Origin of the sequence: Rhizobium sp. BK591 (genome assembly GCF_014195045.1) — a bacterium.
GTDB classification, from domain to species: domain Bacteria; phylum Pseudomonadota; class Alphaproteobacteria; order Rhizobiales; family Rhizobiaceae; genus Rhizobium; species Rhizobium anhuiense.
Genome location: NZ_JACIAZ010000009.1, coordinates 275409 through 293271, shown reverse-complemented (window position 1 = coordinate 293271; position 17863 = coordinate 275409). Strand labels below are relative to the sequence as shown.

Genomic DNA, 17863 nt, shown 5'->3' with positions numbered 1-17863 from the left:
TGGGCTCTGGAACGTCTCAAACTCTGAACGGAGAGTGCGGTGGAACGAGCGCCGGAAACCGATCCTATCATCGATCTGATCCCCGCCATGGTGTGGTCCGCAACGTCGGAAGGCATGCTGGATTTTGCCAACCAGCACTTCCTCGAGTTTATCGGGGCGCCGCTTGAGGAAATCTCCGGAGTGGGTTTCTACAAACTGTTTCATCCCGACGACACGTCACATCTCGCATCGGAATGGCATGACATCATGGCCTCAAAGCATGCCAGAGAGGTCGTGGGCAGGCTCAGGCGCGCAGATGGCCAATATCGTTGGTGCACGCTTCGGCAGAAGCCGCGGCTCGATGCCGAAGGAAATGTCCTGCGATGGTATGGTGTGGTCCTCGATATAGAAGACCGCAAACAGGCCGAAAATGCATTGAAGGAAACGAAGACTGCACTTGCGGCCAGCGAAGAGAACCTCAGCCTTATCATCAATTCGCTGCCTGTTCTCGTGTGGTCAGCGCGACCGGATGGCAGCGCCGATTTTGTCAATAAAAGCTGGCTGGACTATGCAGGCCGTCCTGCTGACCAAATTCTCGACTGGGGCTTCCTGGACCTTTATCACCCAGACGATATTCCCGGCATGGTGGACATCTGGAAGAGAGACCTAGAGCATTCCGACCACACTGTTTTGAAAGGACGCATTCGCGGAGCAGACGGCGGGTACCGCTGGTTTTACTTCTCGGGCCGCAAGCTTGTCGATGCCAACGGGCTCGTTCGTTGGTTCGGCGTCAATATCGATATCGAAGACCTGCAATACGCGGAGAATGCTCTTCGAGAAAGCGAAGCTGCGCTCAGGGAAAGTGAACACAAGCTCAATCTTATCATCAACACGATACCCGCCATGGCTTGGTCCTGCACCTCGGATGGCCGGCTTGAATATTTTAATCGAAACTTGATCGATTATGTCGGACTACCTTTTGAAGAGATCGTCGGCTTCGGCTTTTATCGCATGTTTCATCCTGATGATGTCGAGCCGATGCGTATGGCTTGGGACGATATCGTAGCCTCGAAAAAAAGCCGTCCGGTGGATGCCCGCATCAGACGCGCCGATGGCGAATATCGATGGTTCAACCTTCGACAAAGCCCACTTCTGGATTCAGATGGAAATGTTGTGCGATGGTACGGCGTCGTCGTGGATATTGAGGATCGCAAACGGGCCGAAGAGTCCTTGCGGCAAAGTCAGAGTGACCTCGCACATGTGACCCGGATGACAGCCACAGGTGAACTTGCCGTCTCGATTGCCCATGAAGTCAACCAGCCGCTGATGGCAATCGTCACGAATGCCGGCACATGTCTGCGCTGGCTACAGCCGGGTCATATCGATCTGGAGCAGGCGCGGCTGGCAGCCGAAAGGATCGTCAGGGACGGACATCGTGCCGGTGACATTATCACCAGTATCCGGGCAATGGCTCAGAAGTTGCCTGCTAAAATTGAGAAAACTGACTTCAAACCCGCCGTGCGTGAGGTACTGAATCTGTTGACCGGCGAACTTCAAAGGCGCGGAATAGAAGTTGGTCTTGATATGGCCCAAATGCCTATCGAAGTCGTAGGAGACCGGACACAACTGCAGCAGGTTGTTCTAAACCTGGTCATGAATAGCGCGGAAGCGATGGCAGCTTCTTCCGGGGCAAGACGCATCGTCATCCGATGTACTGCAGATGAGCAGCTTGTGAAAGTGAGTGTTTCGGACACAGGCCGCGGGGTACCTATCCACGAGTTGGAGCGCGTTTTCGAAGCATTCTACAGCACGAAGGCCGACGGTATCGGAATGGGCTTATCGATATGCCGTTCAATCGTCGAAGCACATGGTGGCCGTATTTGGGCTTCATCGGGGGAGAACGGGGACGGAGGCCTGTTCACGTTCACTTTGCCAATGGCGGAGGGCGATCTTGGCCATGATAGATGATCGCAAGAGAGGCCGGCCCACAGTTATTGTCATTGATGACGACGAAAGTGTCCGCGAAGCTCTGAGAGGATTGTTCGAATCTGTCGGACTTGTCGCTGAAACCCATGGTTCGGTAGCACAGTTCCTTACTGTCGATGATCCTGATCGTGCAGGCTGTATTGTGCTGGATATCCGATTGCCAGGTCAAAGCGGCTTGGAGTTTCAAGAGGCATTAGCAAAAAGCCACCACCCAAGGTCAGTGGTGCTGATCAGCGCTCATGTCGATGTGGCGATGGCTGTCCGCGCCATGAAGGCTGGAGCTATCGATGTGCTTACCAAGCCAGTGCGCGAGCAGGACCTGCTCGAAGCGGTGAACCGCGCTTTGGTAAGAGATAGTGCTCGACGCGAAGAGGCAAATCAAACGGCGGCATTGCGCTTAAGGTATTCCAAACTTACCGAGCGCGAGCGGCAGATTATGACATTGGTCGTCGCCGGGAAGCTGAACAAACAAATTGCGGCTGAAGTTCAGCTCGCTGAGGCCACCGTGAAGCTTCACCGCGGTCACATGATGCGAAAAATGCACGCATCGTCAGTTGCAGATTTGGTGAGGATCGCGAGCATTCTGGAGGATTGAGCAGCAATTTGGGGGAAACGTGACTCGATCCCTTGCAAGAGCTGAGATCCTTACATCGGCAGATGGCGATTGCTTCACGCTTCGATTTAAACGTCTCTACTAATTCAACGACACTGGGAGCTGCTAGTCCGCTATCGGCCCCATGTCGACCATTGCCGATTGCGGCGCGCAACGACCACTTCCTGGCGCATTGCAATCCTACCCCAGCTTGGGATTCCATGTTCGCACGATTTGCGATCCAAGACCCGGCAAATTCCAACTTTTTCCCAATGGCCCCAAACCTAAGGCCAATCCGCATAACCCGAGGACAGCATGCTGTTTTCCGAGCCGGCCGAAGCGCGGGCGATTTCGCGGTAGCCGGCGGGGGAAAGGCCGGTCTTGCGTTTGAAGAAATGGCTGAAATAGGTCGGATCGCGAAAGCCGAGGCTGTCGGAGATTTCCTGGATATTGCGGGCCGATCGTTCCAGCCTGAGTTTTGCCTCCTGCACCACGCGCTCATGCAGGAGCTGGATCGGCGAGCGGCCGAGCGCCCTTTGGCAGATGGAATGCAGCCGGTCGGCCGTGACGCCCAATTCCGCGGCATAATCGCTGATCGGCCGGTGCCGGCGGAAACCGGCCTCGACCAGTTGCCGGTATCTCTGCAGGATCGACCCGGTTTCGCCCTGCCCGCGCTGCTCGCTTCTCTCGCCGTCTGAGCCGCGCCACAGCGCCATCAGAATGAGCCGGATATAGGCGGATGCGACCATCCAGGAGGAGCGGGCGGGATCGCCCAGTTCCCGCACGAAGCCCGAAATCAGCGGGCTGATTTCGGCCACTGCTGAGGGATCCAGTGCCTCGACCAGCTTGCGCTGCTCGGTGAAGATGCGCAGCGAATAGGATTCCACCTTGTCGCCGATCGCATCGACCATGATCTGCGGCGAGGCGCCGACCAGATGGGCCGCGCTTCCGGCTGATATCGACAGGTCGCAGCGCGCCTGCGGCGGCAGGAAGGCAAGCAGCGGTCCGTGCAGCGGCCGATGGTCGCCATTGTCGAAATGAAGCTCCCCACTCCCCTCCCCGAGCAGAAGAAAATGGTGGAAATCGGAATAGAGTCCTCTTTGGAAACGGATGCGCCGGTGCGACAGCGACGGCCCGTGCCACTCGCCCCTGGCATAGTGATGAATCCCCCCGTCCGTCGCCAAGGCCTCTCCTCCATTCCCGCGTCAAATATGCGGCAATTGCCAGATAATTACAATATTAACCCAATAAATCGCATTCCATCCACGCCGGATCGGCGTAACCTTTTCTCATCAGCCTTTGGGAGGAGGCTCTTCAGCAGATGTGGGAATCGTCAGGCGACCCTCGTGGCGCCGCGTCCGCTCGTTTTCTCCCCATGGCAATAAAGCAGGCGCCGGCACATGGCGCCAACACGTGACGAAGTGGGTGGAACAGTGTTCGCGGCAAAGCTGATGATCAACAACGAGGCGATGGATGCTTCCGAAGGGGCCACCTTCGAACGCATCGATCCGCTGACCGGCGATGTCGCGACGATCGCCTCGGCAGGATCCGTTGCCGACATGACAAGGGCTGCCAATGCGGCCGCGGCAGCCTTTCCGGACTGGTCGCAGACCGGGCCGGGCGAACGGCGCAGGCTGCTGAATGCCGCCGCCGATATCCTGGACGCGCGCGCACCGGAACTCATCGCCGCCATGACCGGCGAAACCGGCGCCACCGCGCAATGGGCCGCGATCAATTGCGGGCTCGGCGCGGATATTCTCCGAGAGGCTGCGGCGATGACCACGCAAATCTCGGGCGAGCTCATTCCTTCAGGTATTCCGGGAAACCTTGCCATGGCGGTCCGCCAGCCGGCAGGCGTCTGCGTCGGCATTGCCCCCTGGAATGCGCCCATCATCCTCGGCACCCGCGCCGTCGCCATGCCGCTTGCCTGCGGCAACACGGTCATCCTGAAGGCTTCCGAACTCTGCCCGAAAACCCATGGCCTGATCGGCGACGTCCTGTGTGACGCCGGCTTTCCGCGCGGCGTCGTCAATGTCGTTTCCAATGCGCCGAGCGATGCCGCCGCCGTTGTCGACGCCCTGATCGCCCATCCGGCCGTGCGCCGCATCAATTTCACCGGCTCCACCCGTGTCGGCCGGATCATCGCCGAATCCGCGGCACGACATCTCAAGCGCTGCCTGCTCGAACTCGGCGGCAAGGCGCCGTTCATCGTTCTGGCCGACGCCGATATCGACGAAGCCGTCAGTGCTGCCGCCTTCGGCGCCTTCATGAACCAAGGCCAGATCTGCATGTCGACCGAACGGATCATCCTGATGGACGAGATCGCCGACGGCTTCGTCGGCAAGTTCCGGGCGAAGGCCGCAACCCTCGTCGCCGGCAACCCGAAGGACGGCAACACGCCGCTCGGCACGCTGATCAACGCCGAGGCCATCCGGCGGGTCAGGTCGCTCATCGACGACGCCCTGCAGAAAGGCGCGGTGCTCGTCTGCGGCGGTCACGCCAACGGCACGCTGATGGACGCGACCGTCATCGATCACGTCACACCCGCCATGCGCATCTACCGCGAGGAGAGCTTTGGGCCGGTCGCCGCGATCATCCGGGTCGGCAGCGTCGATGAGGCCGTGACGGTTGCCAACGACAATGAATACGGGCTTTCGGCCGCCGTTTTCAGCGCCGACGTCAATGCCGCGCTTGCCGTCGCCATGCGGCTCGAATCCGGCATCTGCCACATCAACGAGGCGACAGTTTCCGACGAGCCGCAAATGCCCTTCGGCGGCGTCAAATCAAGCGGCTACGGCCGCTTCGGCGGCAAGGCGGCAATCGATGAATTCACCGAGCTCCGATGGGTGACCATCGCATCGGGAAAACGGCACTACCCGATCTGAACTGAGATCGGTGGAAATGAACATTGGGAACGGGCTGGGAGGCCCCATCAAGAGGGAGGAATGATTTCATGAACGGCATTTTCCGCAGCGGAAAATTCAACGCGGCATCGCTGAGCCGCCGCTCTTTCATCGCATCGACCGTGGCGGGAGGCGCGGCACTGGCGCTTTCCGGCCGCACCGCCTTTGCGCAAAGCAGCGACACGCTGAAGGTCGGCTTCATCAGCCCGCGCACCGGCCCGCTCGGCGGCTTCGGCGAGACGGACGGCTATGTGCTCGACCTGGCGCGCAAGGCGCTGGCGAACGGCCTGCAGGCGGGCGGCAAGACCTGGAAGGTGGAGATCCTCGACCAGGATACCCAATCCGATCCCTCGCGCGCCGGCCAGCTGGCGAAGGACCTGATCAACAACCAGTCGATCGACCTGATGCTTGCCGTCTCGACGCCCGAAACCATCAACCCGGTGGCCGACGCCTGCGAAGCGGCCGGCATTCCCTGCCTCTCGACGGTCATGCCCTGGGAAGCCTGGTATTTCGGCCGCGGCGCCAAGCCCGGAGCGCCCTCGCCGTTCAAGTGGACCTATCATTTCGGCTTCGGCGTCGAAGAATTCCACAAGGCCTATGTTTCGCAGTGGAACCTGATCGAGACCAACAAGAAGGTCGGCGTCATGTATCCCAACGATGCCGACGGCAATGCGATCCGTGCCCATCTGGCGCCGGCGCTCGCCAAGGAGGGCTTCACCATCGTCGATCCCGGCGCCTATGAAACCGGCACCACTGATTTTACCGCGCAGATCGCCCTCTTCAGGCAGGAGGGCGTGGAGATCTTCAATTCGTTCCCGATCCCGCCCGATTTCGCCGCCTTCTGGCGTCAGGCCGCGCAGCAGGGTCTCACCCAGCAGATCAAGATCTGCCAGATCGCCAAGACGGGCCTGTTTCCCTCCGACATCGAGGCGCTCGGCGGCCTCGGCCTGAACATCGGCAGCGCCGCCTATTGGCACAAGGCCTTCCCCTACAAATCGACGCTGACGGGTGTCTCCGGAACCGAACTCGCCGACGGTTATGAAACGGCAAGCGGCAAACAGTGGACGCAGCAGCTCGGCGCCAGCCTTGCGCTTCTCGACGCCGGCTTCGATGCGCTGAAAGCCAGCGCCGACGTCAAGAGCAAGGAGGCCGTCGCCAAGGCGCTGAGCACGCTGAAGACCACGACGATCGCCGGCAAGGTCGACTTCACCAGCGGTCCCGTCGCCAATGTTTCTCCCGGGCCGATCATCGGCACGCAATGGGTGAAAGCGCCGGAGGGCTCGAAATTCGCGCTCGACTACGTCGTCACCGAAAACGCCACCGACCCGAACGTTCCGGTCGGCGCCAAGCTCACCGCTTACAACGGATAACCAAAGTGCAGCAGCAAGCGCAAAGACGGCCGGGAGGAGCCTTTCTCTCGGCCAAAGGGATCCACAAGCGGTTCGGCGCGCTGGTGGTCCTGGAGAATCTGGATTTTTCCATGGGCGATGGCGAGGCGGTCGGCATTGTCGGGCCGAACGGCGCGGGCAAGACGACCCTGCTCAGCGTGCTCGCCGGCGCCTTTCCGCCGAGCGAGGGAAGCATCACCTTCGATGGCGCCGACGTGACGAACCGGACGGCGGCAGAACGCTGCCGCTCCGGGCTCGTCCGGACCCATCAAATTCCCAAACCCTTCAGCGGCATGACGACCTTCGAGAATGTTTTCGTCGCCGCATCGCACGGCCATGCCGCCAGCCGCGACGAGGCCTATGAGCGCGTGGTGGATTCGCTTTCGCTCTGCGGTATGCTTGATGTCGCCAACCGCCCCGCCGATACGCTCGGCCTGCTGGATCGCAAACGGCTGGAGCTTGCCCGCGCGCTTGCCACGCAGCCGAGACTGTTGCTGCTCGACGAGATCGGCGGCGGCCTGACCAATGGCGAGGCGAGCGAGCTCGTCGAAACCATCCTCGAATTGCGCCGCCGCGGCATCGGCATCGTCTGGATCGAGCATATCGTTCATATCCTGCTGCAGGTGGCAGAACGGCTGATCTGCATGGACGCCGGCAGGATCATCGCCGATGGCGAACCGAAAATGGTCATGAGCAATGCGGAGGTGGTCAAGGCCTATCTTGGAGGGACGCCCGCATGAGCCTTCTTTCCATCCGCGACCTCGACGTCCGCCACGGCCTGCTGCAGGCGGTGCGCGGCGTCAGTTTCGATCTTGCCAAGGGCGAAGTGCTGGCGCTGGTCGGCGCGAACGGCGCCGGCAAGACGACGCTGCTTCGATCGATCGCCGGCGCCCATCTTCCATCCTCCGGCCGCGTCCTTCTCAACGATGAAGATCTGGCTTCCGTGCCGTCCCACAAGCGCATCGCCAAGGGCATCGCCCTGGTGCCGGAAGGCCGGCGCCTGTTTTCACAGATGACGGTGGAGGAAAACCTGCTTCTCGGAAAGAGCTCCGGCCGCAAGGGCGAGTGGAGCATCGATCGCGTGCTCGACGCCTTTCCCAACCTGAAACCCCGTCGTCACGCCAAGACCGGGCACCTCTCGGGCGGGGAACAGCAGGCGACCGCCATCGGCCGGGCGCTGATGAGCAATCCCGATATTCTTCTCCTGGACGAGGTCTCGCTCGGGCTTTCGCCTCTGGTCGTCGATCGCGTCTATGCCCAGCTGCAAGCGCTGCTGACGTCGGGAACAACAATCGTGCTCGTCGAGCAGGATCTCGCCCGCGCCATGAGCGTGGCAAGCCGTGTCATCTGCATGCTCGAGGGACGCATCGTCCTCGACAGGCCGGCGGCGGCCGTCACGCGCGAGCACGTCACCCAAGCCTATTTCGGATTGCACCGGGCAGCCGGCGAAAGGAGCGCATCGTGATCAATACCCTGCTCCAGGGCATTCTGCTCGGCGGTTACTACGCCGTTATCGCCTGCGGCCTGTCCTTCATGTTCTCCGTCATGCGGATCATCAATCTCGCGCATGGCAGCCTGGCGGTCGCAGCCGCCTACGGCCTGTGGCTGCTCGCCGCCAAAGCCGGCATTCCGCCTTTCTACGGCCTGCTGATCGTGCTGCCGGTGATGGCGGCCGTCGGCTGGCTGCTGCAGCGCTTCATCCTGGAACGCAGCGCCCGCGGCGGCACGCTCCTGCCGATTCTCACGACCTTCGGCCTGTCAATCGTCATCGATAACCTGCTGTTCGAGCAGTTCGGCGCCGACACAAGGTCGCTCGCGCCCTTCATCGGCAACCTGTCCTATGCCTCCTGGCAGCTGCCCGGCCACATCTTCGTCGGCAAGCTTGCCGTCATGATGATGGTGGCCGCAGTCCTCATTCTCGGCACGCTGCAGTTCTTCCTCAGCCGCTTTGCCCTCGGCCGCGCCATCCGCGCGACGGCGGAAGATCCCGATACGGCAGGACTGGTCGGCATCGATGCCCGCAGGGTCAACGCCGTCGCCACTGCGATCACCATGGTCACGGTCGGCATCGCCGGCGCCTTTCTCGGGATGCGGGCGACCTTCAGCCCCTATGCCGGCGGCCCGCAGCTTCTCTTCGCCTTCGAGGCGGCCGTGATCGGCGGAGCGGGATCACTATGGGGCACGCTTGCCGGCGGCATCGTTCTCGGCCTTGCCCAATCGCTCGGCGCGCAATTGCATCCGCAAGGCTTCCTGATCGGCGGCCATGCCGTGTTCCTGCTGGTGCTGTTCGTCAGGCTGTCCCGGTTCGGCATGCCGGTTCTCGACAAATTCGGCGCCTCTCTCAAGCTGCGCGCCCGTCTCCGGAGCCCGACATGACCATCATCTCCAACGGAATATCGATAGAGCGCTGGACGAAATCGTCTCGGGTGGCGCTCGGCTCCATGGCCGCGGTACTCGCCTTGCTGATGTTCGCTCCCGCCGTGCTCGGCGCCGGCGCGATCGACCGGCTGACGGCCCTGTTCATCTACGTGATCCTTGCCGCCATGTGGAATGCGCTTGCCGGTTTCGGCGGGCTGGTTTCGGTCGGCCAGCAGGTATTCTTCGGCCTCGGCGCCTATTTCACCATCCGGCTTGCCGATGCGGGGCTCAATCCCTTCGCCGCGCTGTTTGCCGCCGCGATCGTCACCGGTGCGCTGTCGATCCCGCTTTCGCTGTTCATGCTGCGCCTGAAGGGCGGCGAGTTTGCGATCGGCATGTGGGTGGTCGCCACACTCGCCCACCTGCTCGTCAACCTCGACGGCCTGATCCAGGGAGAAACCGGAACCTCGCTGATTTCGCTCAACGTCTATGACAGCGGCACGCGGCGGGCGACGATCTACTGGCTCGCATTGGCGGCCATGGCCGCCCTGCTCGGCGCGCTCTTCATCCTGATGCGCAGCCGCGCGGGCGCTGCCATGCAGGCGATCCGCGACAATGAGGAGGCGGCGACCTCGGTCGGCGTGCGCGTGATCGCGACGAAGAGGCTGCTCTTCGTGCTCGCCGCCTTCGGCATCGCCGTCGCCGGAGGCCTGTGGCTGGCAACCGCCACGACCTTCCAGCCGAAGACCTATTTCAGCGTCCAATGGACGGCCTACATGATCTTCATGGTGCTGGTCGGCGGGATCGGCAAATTCGAAGGCGCCATCCTCGGCGCCATCCTGTTCTTCGTGATCGAGACCTTCTTCGGCGCAGCCGGCGTCTGGTACCTGATTGGCCTCGGTGCCACCGCCCTGATTTTCTCCCTCTACCTGCCACGCGGCCTGTGGGGCGAAATCGAGCGCCGCTACGATTTTCAACTTCTGCCCGTCGGCTACCGGCTGAAATTGCCGGGTCCGCATAAGATCAAATGGGAAGAATGAGCCGGCTTATGTCCGGACTCTCTTGCGAAAGGTGACGTTCATGCTTTTTGGTAAAACAATCCTGGTGACCGGCGTGGCTTCCGGCATCGGCGCCCGCACGGCCGAGCTGGCCGGCCAGATGGGTGCCGAGGTCATCGGCGTCGATGTGCGCGAACCGGCCGGTGGAAGTGCCGCCTTCATCAAGGGCGATCTGTCCACCCCATCAGGCGTTGCCGACATCGTCGCGCAGTTGCCGACACGCCTCGACGCGCTCGCCAATGTCGCCGGCCTTTCCGGCAGCACCGGTATCGCCTCGACGCTCGCCGTCAATTTCTACGGCCTTCGCGCCCTGTCCGAAGCCGTGGCACCCCGCCTGCGCGAAGGCGGCGCCGTCGTCAACGTCGCCTCGATTGCCGGCTACGGCTGGCGCGCCAATCTCGAGCGGGCAAAGGCCTTGGCCGGCAAAGAAGGTTTTCCGGACGTGGCGGCGGTTGTGGCCGAACACGGCCTCAAGGACGAGCAAGGCTACCCGCTCTCCAAGGAACTGCTGCTGCTCTGGACCATGCGCGCCGCCCACCAGCCGCTGTTCAAAAGCCGCGGCATCCGGGTCAATGCGGTCAGCCCCGGACCGGTGGAAACGCCGATCCTCAAGCAGTTCCGCGCCGTGCTCGGTGACGCGAGGGTCGACAGCGACATCACCCGCGTCGGCCGGGCCGGCACCTCAGCCGATATCGCGCCGGCCGTGCTCTTCCTCTGCTCGGATGGCGCGCGCTGGATCAACGGCGCCAACATTGCCGTCGACGGCGGCCTCGAAGCGTCCATCAACGCCGAAGTCCTCGGCTTCTAATCCTTGTCCCCAGGAGACCTCAGATGAATATTTCCCTCCTCATAAACGGCGCCGACCGCGCGGCCTCCACCGGCCGGACCTATGATCGTCTCGATCCCTTCACCGAGAAGCTCGCAAGCCGCGCCGCAGCGGCGGACCTGGACGACGTTGCCGCAGCCGTCAATGCCGCCTCCGCTGCCTTCGGCGCCTGGTCGAAGACCGGCCCCGGCCAGCGCCGCGCGATCCTGATGAAGGCTGCCGATATCATGGATTCGAAAGTCGGCGAGTTTACCCGGCTGATGATCGAGGAGACCGGCGCAACCGCACCCTGGGCCGGTTTCAATGTCATGCTCGCCGCCAATATCCTGCGCGAGGCCGGCGCCATGACGACGCAGATCACAGGCGAAATCATCCCTTCCGACAAACCCGGCACGCTCGCCATGGGTGTTCGCCAGGCGGCCGGCGTCTGCCTGGCGATTGCCCCCTGGAACGCGCCCGTCATCCTCGCCACCCGCGCCATCGCCATGCCGATCGCCTGCGGCAACACCGTCATCCTCAAGGCATCCGAACAATGCCCCGGCACGCATCGGCTGATTGCCACCGCGCTGACAGAAGCAGGGCTGCCAGCCGGCGTCATCAACGTCATCACCAATGCGCCGGAAGATGCGCCTCAGATCGTCGCCGCGCTGATCGCCCATCCGGCCGTCAAGCGCGTGAATTTCACCGGCTCGACCAAGGTCGGCAAGATCATCGCCGAGACCTGCGGCAAATATCTGAAGCCCGCCCTTCTCGAGCTCGGCGGCAAGGCACCGCTCGTCATCCTCGACGACGCCGATATCGACGGCGCCGTCAATGCCGCCATTTTCGGCGCCTTCATGCATCAGGGCCAGATCTGCATGTCGACGGAGCGGATCATCGTCGACGAGACGATCGCCGATCAGTTCGTCGCCAAACTGGCCGCCCGCGCCAGCCAGCTGCCGGCCGGCGATCCGCGGGGCCACGTCGTTCTCGGCTCGCTGATCAGCCTCGATGCAGCGAAGAAAATGGAGGAGCTGATCGCCGATGCGACGGCCAAGGGGGCCAAGCTCGTGGCCGGCGGCAAGCGCTCGGGCACCGTGGTCGAGGCGACGCTGCTCGATCACGTCACGCCCGAGATGCGCGTCTATGCGGAAGAATCCTTCGGTCCGGTGAAGCCGATCATTCGTGTTGCCGGTGAGGAGGAAGCCATCCGCATCGCCAACGACACCGAATACGGCCTGTCCTCCGCCGTCTTCAGCCGCGACATCCAGCGGGCAATGGCGGTTGCGGCGCGGATCGAATCCGGCATCTGCCACGTCAACGGCCCGACGCTGCATGACGAGGCGCAGATGCCCTTCGGCGGCGTCAAAGGCAGCGGCTACGGCCGCTTCGGCGGCAAGGCGGCAATCGCCGAATTCACCGACCTGCGCTGGATCACGGTGGAAGATTCCGCCCAGCACTATCCTTTCTGAGGCTGAGAGGCATCACCGGCAAAGCGATAGAGCGTCCTGTCGGAGACGCGGCGCTCTATTGCATTGCGGTGCGGTCACCTCGTCGAACGGTCGGCACACCGACGCCACGGCGACCGTTCAGATCGAGAAGTCGTCCAGGGCGTCGGCAAGCTTCAGCCAGAGATCGTGGGGCGGCGAGGGAATTGGCTGCGCATCTTCGTCGGGAATCCGAACGCCGAAAGCAATTCCCTTCGATCGGAAGGCTGCCAGCATCCGGCCGAATTTTGTCGCCTTATCCGTGAACCGTTCCGAACCTTGCTCTCCCAACATCGAGCGGATCGTGGCCACGGCCAGATTGAAGTTCTTCTGCAATTGCCCGAATGCGCCGCGGTGCTTGGCCCGCACGCTGATGCGGAGATCTCCCTGGGCAAAAGCGGTCATCGCATCGTTGAAATCGGACAGGTTGCCGTCGATCGACGAAATCAGCTCATTGAGGATGACAGCCGAACGACGAAGATCCGGATCCGCGTAGTCGGCGTTCATTCGCCGTCTGAGATCCCCGTTCATGGCAGCATTGGCCAAGGCCGCGATTTCGGCGCAGAATCTGGCTTTCTGATCTCCGAGATCCGTGATTGCCTCGCCGGTGTCGGGATGATCGGCTCGATCCTGATGCGCTTTATTCCGTCCGGAGCTGTTGGTTGTCTCGACCATGCGCACCGAACCTTAGCGCAACGCGCCACGGGCATGAGACCCGTGGTGAATCGTCAGAGCGCAAATGCCATGGATCATGTCTTATTCCCGTTTGCATGCCGAACGATTGCGCCGCTGCCGCCTGTGACCGAGGCGGTATCATCCGTTGACAGACAGCGATCCCATCCAAGGCGGCAACGTTTAAGAAAATCCTTCGGCGCCCCGCAGCCCCCGTATTTTCTCGCGCAGAACGGACAGAATAGACGTGTTTTGACTATTGGCCGGTCGCTCGCAACGCGCAGGCCGGCTTTCGTGCCTTCTCCCCACTCCCGCTAAAAGAGAAGCTCGCCGATGGAGAGCTTTCTCAGGGCGACGGCGATATTGGCAAGCAGCGCTTCCTTTTTCGGGCCACGGTCGGGATAGCGGGTCATGTTGTCGCCATTGTGCATGAAGACATATCCGCCGCGGCCGGTCCGGGTCGGATATTGCCATATCCAGTCCGCCGGCTTCGGATCGTGCTCGGGGCCGATATCGGTCAGCCAGATCGCTCCGGGCGGCGGGTCGGTCCAGCCGCGCGCATATTGGCCGAAAATTCCCTTCCACGCGTCGAAGCCGTCGCCGAGATCGGAGAAGATGCCGAAGCGGTCGTCGCGCAGGCGGACTTTGATGTTGGCGAAGGGACGCGGCGGCACGGCATGGAACGGCGCCATGAAGGGCAGCCACGGCTGGCACGGTTCGGCCGCGATGATCAGGTTTCCACCGCGCTCCAGAAATGCCAGGAGATCGTTCGCCCGGCTCTTGAGGAAGAACTCGTCATGGCTGCTTGGAATGTAGAGCGTATCCGTGCCGTCGAGAAGGTCGGGACCGAGCTGATAAAGCGGAGCGAACAATGTCTCGAAACCGGTGTGCCGGAGGCTTTCCTCCAGCCCGTCGGGATGCCACTCCGACGGGACGTGCGAGCATTGCAGATAGGTGAAGCGATTTCTCGCGGGCCGCTCGATGCCGAGCTCGCGGTTCAGCCAGGGATAGAAGGAGCGCAGAAAACGCGTGGTCGCCGGCATGAAGCGCTGGCCGTTGTGCGAATGGGGGTCCAGCGTTGCGAGCAGCAAACGCCCGCCGCCCGGCAGCGCGGGAAAATCGAGAAACAGGCTGCCGCGCCCATCGTCGATCTCGAGGATCGAGCGCGCGCCTTCAGGAACATTGTAGGAGCCGCCCCAGTGCCAGCTCATATGCGAGAGCGGCATGCTTTCGGTGATCGGGTGGTGCGGCTCGGAGAGGCTGACCTCCAGTCTTTCGCCCTTCGTCCACCACAGCCAATCGCGGCAATTTCCCGGCGTCCATTCCAACCCTGGAATATCGATCCAGTCGGCATGCCCCTGCAGGCAGACGACGAGAAAACCGCCGCCGTGGAGATAGGCGTTCAGCTGCTCTGCATGCGGCTGCGGTGCCGCCGCATCCATCGCATCCGGCATGACCACGGCGGCGTAGGACGACAGGTCGAGCCTGGGCAGATCGTTGATGTAGATGAGATCGTCGATATAGTGACGGAAATCCTGGAAGCTGCGCAGCTGCCAGCTATTGCCCCAATGGATATAGGCGATGCCTTTTCCGGGCCTTATTGCTTCAGCCATCGAAACGGGCTCCCTCATGCCGGAACACGGGCGCATAGGTGTGTTTGGCGAGCCCATCGAAATCGGCGCGCGCGATCGGCAGGTCGTAGAGGTCGCTCAGATTTCCGGCGCTGAGCGCATCCGCAGTCGGGCCGCAGACATAGCTGCTGCCGCTGGTCATCAGCAGGACATCGCTGGCAATCTCCACCGCGTGCTGCGGCATGTGGGTGGAAAAGGCGATGGTCATGCCATGCCTGTCCCTGAGCTGCTCGAGCAGGCACAGAACCTTGTCCTGGTTCTTGTAGTCGAGTGCCGCGCAGGGTTCGTCGAGAATCAGGAGCTCACATTCCGATGCCAACGCCTGAGCGATCATGACAAGCTGGCGCTGGCCGCCGCTCAACGAATTGAAGGCCTGCGGTTCGAGATGTTCGATAGCGAGCATGTGGAAATAGTGCCGCGCCAGCTCATAATCCCTCCTGCCCGGCGAACCGAACAGGCCGAGGTGGCGCGCCCTTCCCATCAGGACGATATCGAGAGCGGAATAGGAAAACGGCACTTCGAAGAGCTGCGGCACGAAACCCACCTGCCCGCCGATCGAAAGCCGCCCCGACTTCGGCTTGATGACGCCGATCAGCGTATTGATCAGCGTCGTCTTGCCGACGCCATTGGCGCCGAGCACGGCCAGAATCCGCCCGCGCTCCAGGCTGAGGCTGTAATTGCTGAGGATGGTTTTGCCGCCGCGCTCGACGGTGAGATCGCTTGCCTCAATCACTGGACCAGCCTCCCTTGGCATGCAGGCGGCGCAGGATCACCGCGAAAACGGGAACGCCGATCAGCGCGGTGATGATGCCGAGCGGGATCTCGGCCGTGCTCACCGTTCGCGCGAGATTGTCGACCATCAGCAGATAGATCGCGCCGATGACGCCGGAGACCGGCAGCAACCGTTGATGATCGGCGCCGACGAGCGCGCGGGCGACATGCGGAATGACGAGGCCGACCCATCCGATGATGCCCGATGTCGCAACCACGCCCGCCGAAATCAGCGCCGACGCAAGCAGGATGATCCATTGCACCAGCACCACCTTCGTGCCGAGCGCCCTCGCCTTTTCCTCGCCGAGCGACATGATGTTGATCTGGAAGCGCAGGAGATAGATCGCAACGGCGGACGGCACCACCGCCACCGCCATCAGAAGAACGTCCCAATAGCTGCTGGAGGCGATGCTGCCCATCAGCCAATAGGTGATGGCCGGCAGTTTCTGGAAGGGATCGGCCAGCAGTTTGGCAATTGAGATCGCCGCCGAAAAGAAGGCCGATATGACGACGCCCGCCAGAACCAGCGTCAGCATGCTCGTGCGCCCGCGCACCGTCGACAACAGCTTGACGAGGAAAATGCTGGCGATGCCGAAGAGGAAGGCCATGCTCAACAGAAGATAGCCCTGCAATCCGATGAGGATCGCCAGCGTCCCGCCGAAACCGGCCCCCGCCGTCACGCCGATGATACCGGGATCCACCAGCGGATTGCGGAAGAGCCCCTGCAGCGCCGCGCCCGAAATGGACAGGCCGAAGCCGATGATGACGGCCGCTATGATGCGCGGTAGGCGGACCTGCTCGACCACCACCTCCTGCACCGGATCCCAATAAGGCGTGACCAGCGGGTGGATATTGTCGATCAGGATATAGGCGACATCCCGGACCGACAGGTCGTAGCGGCCGATCGTTACCGAATAGAGCACGGTTGCGACCAGCAGGCCGATCAGAACGGGAAGGACGGAAACCGAAGCCAGTTTCCGCCCCGTCCAGCCCGGCGCGGCGGCGTTCGCATGCCGCGCCGGGCCGCTTGCGCTAGATTTAGCCGAAGAGTTCGACATACTTGTCCGCCGGCGCGTTGCTTTCGGATTCGAGGATCGCCTTCAGTTGATCCTCCGTCAGTTCGGCGCCGTAGATCAGCTGGTAGACGTCGCGGATCTGCTTTCGAAAATCCGGCGCGAAATCGGCGCCATGGGCGACTGCCGCCAGCCATTCCGACGTCAGGAAGATCTCCGGCGCATCGGGTGTGCGGGCAAAGACCGGCTGCTTGTAGACGCGCTTTTCCTTGACCGCCTTGAGATTGGCAAGGACCGGGTTGTCGAAGAAATCCTTGGGGCTGAGATCGGTCGCATAGGCAGGAATGACTATGATGTCGGGGTTCCAGACCAGCAGTTGTTCGAAATCGACGGTGCGCCACCATTCACCCGATTTGTCGGCGGCCGGATTGGTCACGCCGCTGAGCGAGAGGTTCTGCGAACCGTTGGCGATGACCTGGATCTGGTCAGCCACCTTGTCGATATGCAGGACGGAGGGAAAGGCCGATTTGTCGAGCTTGGCGACCTTGCCGTCGAGTGTCTTCAACGTGTCGGCCTGCGCCTTCAGGATCGCCTGGGCGCGGTCGTTGCGGCCGGTCATGGCGCCGGTCAGCGAGATATAGTCGAGCCGGTCCTGCTCGGTGCAGCACCGCCAGGCGACGACGGTAAGACCGGCGCGCTCCAGGGGCTCGATGAGCTTTTCACTATGGTTCCACTGAATGACCGCGTCCGGCTTCTGCGCCAGGATCGCCTCGACATTCGGCACGAAACCATCCTGGGCGGCGCTGGCATTGATCTTCGCCATTTCGGGCAGCATCTCGGCATAGATGCCCTTGGTGAAATAACGCGTGAGCGAATCCTTGTTCATGCCGACGATATTGTCCGCCTTCTCATCCACGGCGCGATAGATGATCGGCGCGGAGCGAACGATGGTGACCACCCGTTCCGGCGGCTTCTCGAAGGTGATCGTCTTGCCGCGATGATCGACAAACGAACTTTCGGCATGCAGCGTTGCTGGCAGGAAAAACGACAGGGACATTGCCAAGGCGGAAAAAGCCTTGAGACGGCTGGACATGGATCACTCCTTTGACTGGCACTCCGGCCCCTTGGCGCTCGGAGCGCCGGAGGTGGCAGGGTAAATAACATGAGTTCCATAGTCATGTTATTGGCACCTGTCCAGCGCAAGTTGGGGCCGGTGAGCC

The 17863-nt window shown here is 62.1% G+C and carries 16 protein-coding genes; 10 read left to right on the top strand and 6 right to left on the bottom strand.

What is annotated here, in order from left to right; translation table 11 throughout:
- Positions 1 to 39: 39 nt before the first annotated feature.
- Both FHX10_RS31785 and FHX10_RS31780 read left to right on the top strand, forming a co-directional pair.
- A complete protein-coding gene (locus FHX10_RS31785; RefSeq protein WP_063474152.1) occupies positions 40 to 1947 on the top strand; it encodes a PAS domain-containing sensor histidine kinase in 1908 nt (635 codons plus the stop codon).
- Positions 1937 to 2560 carry a response regulator transcription factor gene (locus FHX10_RS31780; protein ID WP_097631012.1) on the top strand — a complete coding sequence of 208 codons (624 nt, stop codon included), beginning with the start codon at positions 1937 to 1939 and terminating at the stop codon, positions 2558 to 2560. The genes FHX10_RS31785 and FHX10_RS31780 overlap by 11 nt, the downstream gene beginning before the upstream one ends.
- Positions 2561 to 2841: 281 nt before the next feature.
- On the opposite strand, the gene FHX10_RS31775 is transcribed toward FHX10_RS31780, so the two are convergent.
- Entirely contained in the window at positions 2842 to 3741 is a 900-nt protein-coding gene (locus FHX10_RS31775; RefSeq protein ID WP_025554744.1) for a helix-turn-helix transcriptional regulator, read from the bottom strand.
- Positions 3742 to 3957: 216 nt separating this feature from the next.
- Between FHX10_RS31775 and FHX10_RS31770 the strand changes: the two genes are divergently transcribed.
- The 8 genes from FHX10_RS31770 to FHX10_RS31735 all read left to right on the top strand — a co-directional run bounded on the left by FHX10_RS31770 (position 3958) and on the right by FHX10_RS31735 (position 12541).
- Positions 3958 to 5442 carry an aldehyde dehydrogenase gene (locus FHX10_RS31770; protein WP_029723122.1) on the top strand — a complete coding sequence of 495 codons (1485 nt, stop codon included), beginning with the start codon at positions 3958 to 3960 and terminating at the stop codon, positions 5440 to 5442.
- Between the two features lie 68 nt (positions 5443 to 5510).
- A complete protein-coding gene (locus FHX10_RS31765) occupies positions 5511 to 6830 on the top strand; it encodes an ABC transporter substrate-binding protein (RefSeq protein ID WP_063474151.1) in 1320 nt (439 codons plus the stop codon).
- 5 nt (positions 6831 to 6835) lie between these two features.
- Positions 6836 to 7588: an ABC transporter ATP-binding protein gene (locus tag FHX10_RS31760; RefSeq protein WP_184390695.1), complete on the top strand. Its 753-nt coding sequence runs from the start codon at positions 6836 to 6838 to the stop codon at positions 7586 to 7588.
- Entirely contained in the window at positions 7585 to 8313 is a 729-nt protein-coding gene (locus FHX10_RS31755) for an ABC transporter ATP-binding protein (protein WP_063474149.1), read from the top strand. The genes FHX10_RS31760 and FHX10_RS31755 overlap by 4 nt, the downstream gene beginning before the upstream one ends.
- Entirely contained in the window at positions 8310 to 9224 is a 915-nt protein-coding gene (locus FHX10_RS31750) for a branched-chain amino acid ABC transporter permease (protein WP_063474148.1), read from the top strand. Before FHX10_RS31755 ends, FHX10_RS31750 begins: the two co-directional genes overlap by 4 nt.
- Positions 9221 to 10246 (top strand): branched-chain amino acid ABC transporter permease, encoded by a 1026-nt coding sequence (locus FHX10_RS31745; protein WP_063474147.1) that lies wholly within the window; start codon positions 9221 to 9223, stop codon positions 10244 to 10246. Before FHX10_RS31750 ends, FHX10_RS31745 begins: the two co-directional genes overlap by 4 nt.
- A 40-nt stretch (positions 10247 to 10286) precedes the next feature.
- On the top strand, positions 10287 to 11072 hold the full coding sequence (locus FHX10_RS31740; RefSeq protein WP_063474146.1) for a coniferyl-alcohol dehydrogenase: 786 nt from the start codon (positions 10287 to 10289) through the stop codon (positions 11070 to 11072).
- Between the two features lie 23 nt (positions 11073 to 11095).
- On the top strand, positions 11096 to 12541 hold the full coding sequence (locus FHX10_RS31735; protein ID WP_063474145.1) for an aldehyde dehydrogenase: 1446 nt from the start codon (positions 11096 to 11098) through the stop codon (positions 12539 to 12541).
- 117 nt (positions 12542 to 12658) lie between these two features.
- Here FHX10_RS31735 and FHX10_RS31730 read toward each other — a convergent pair whose 3' ends face one another.
- The 5 genes from FHX10_RS31730 to FHX10_RS31710 form a co-directional block, all read right to left on the bottom strand.
- Entirely contained in the window at positions 12659 to 13231 is a 573-nt protein-coding gene (locus tag FHX10_RS31730) for a methyl-accepting chemotaxis protein (RefSeq protein WP_063474144.1), read from the bottom strand.
- Between the two features lie 311 nt (positions 13232 to 13542).
- Positions 13543 to 14841: a DUF4350 domain-containing protein gene (locus FHX10_RS31725; RefSeq protein WP_063474143.1), complete on the bottom strand. Its 1299-nt coding sequence runs from the start codon at positions 14839 to 14841 to the stop codon at positions 13543 to 13545.
- Complete coding sequence (locus tag FHX10_RS31720) at positions 14834 to 15592, bottom strand: ABC transporter ATP-binding protein (protein WP_082849677.1); 759 nt, start codon at positions 15590 to 15592, stop codon at positions 14834 to 14836. The genes FHX10_RS31725 and FHX10_RS31720 overlap by 8 nt, the downstream gene beginning before the upstream one ends.
- Positions 15585 to 16688 carry a FecCD family ABC transporter permease gene (locus FHX10_RS31715; RefSeq protein WP_245294551.1) on the bottom strand — a complete coding sequence of 368 codons (1104 nt, stop codon included), beginning with the start codon at positions 16686 to 16688 and terminating at the stop codon, positions 15585 to 15587. The genes FHX10_RS31720 and FHX10_RS31715 overlap by 8 nt, the downstream gene beginning before the upstream one ends.
- Positions 16669 to 17736, bottom strand: a complete 1068-nt coding sequence (locus FHX10_RS31710) for an ABC transporter substrate-binding protein (protein ID WP_063474142.1) — start codon at positions 17734 to 17736, stop codon at positions 16669 to 16671. Before FHX10_RS31710 ends, FHX10_RS31715 begins: the two co-directional genes overlap by 20 nt.
- Positions 17737 to 17863 lie beyond the last annotated feature (127 nt).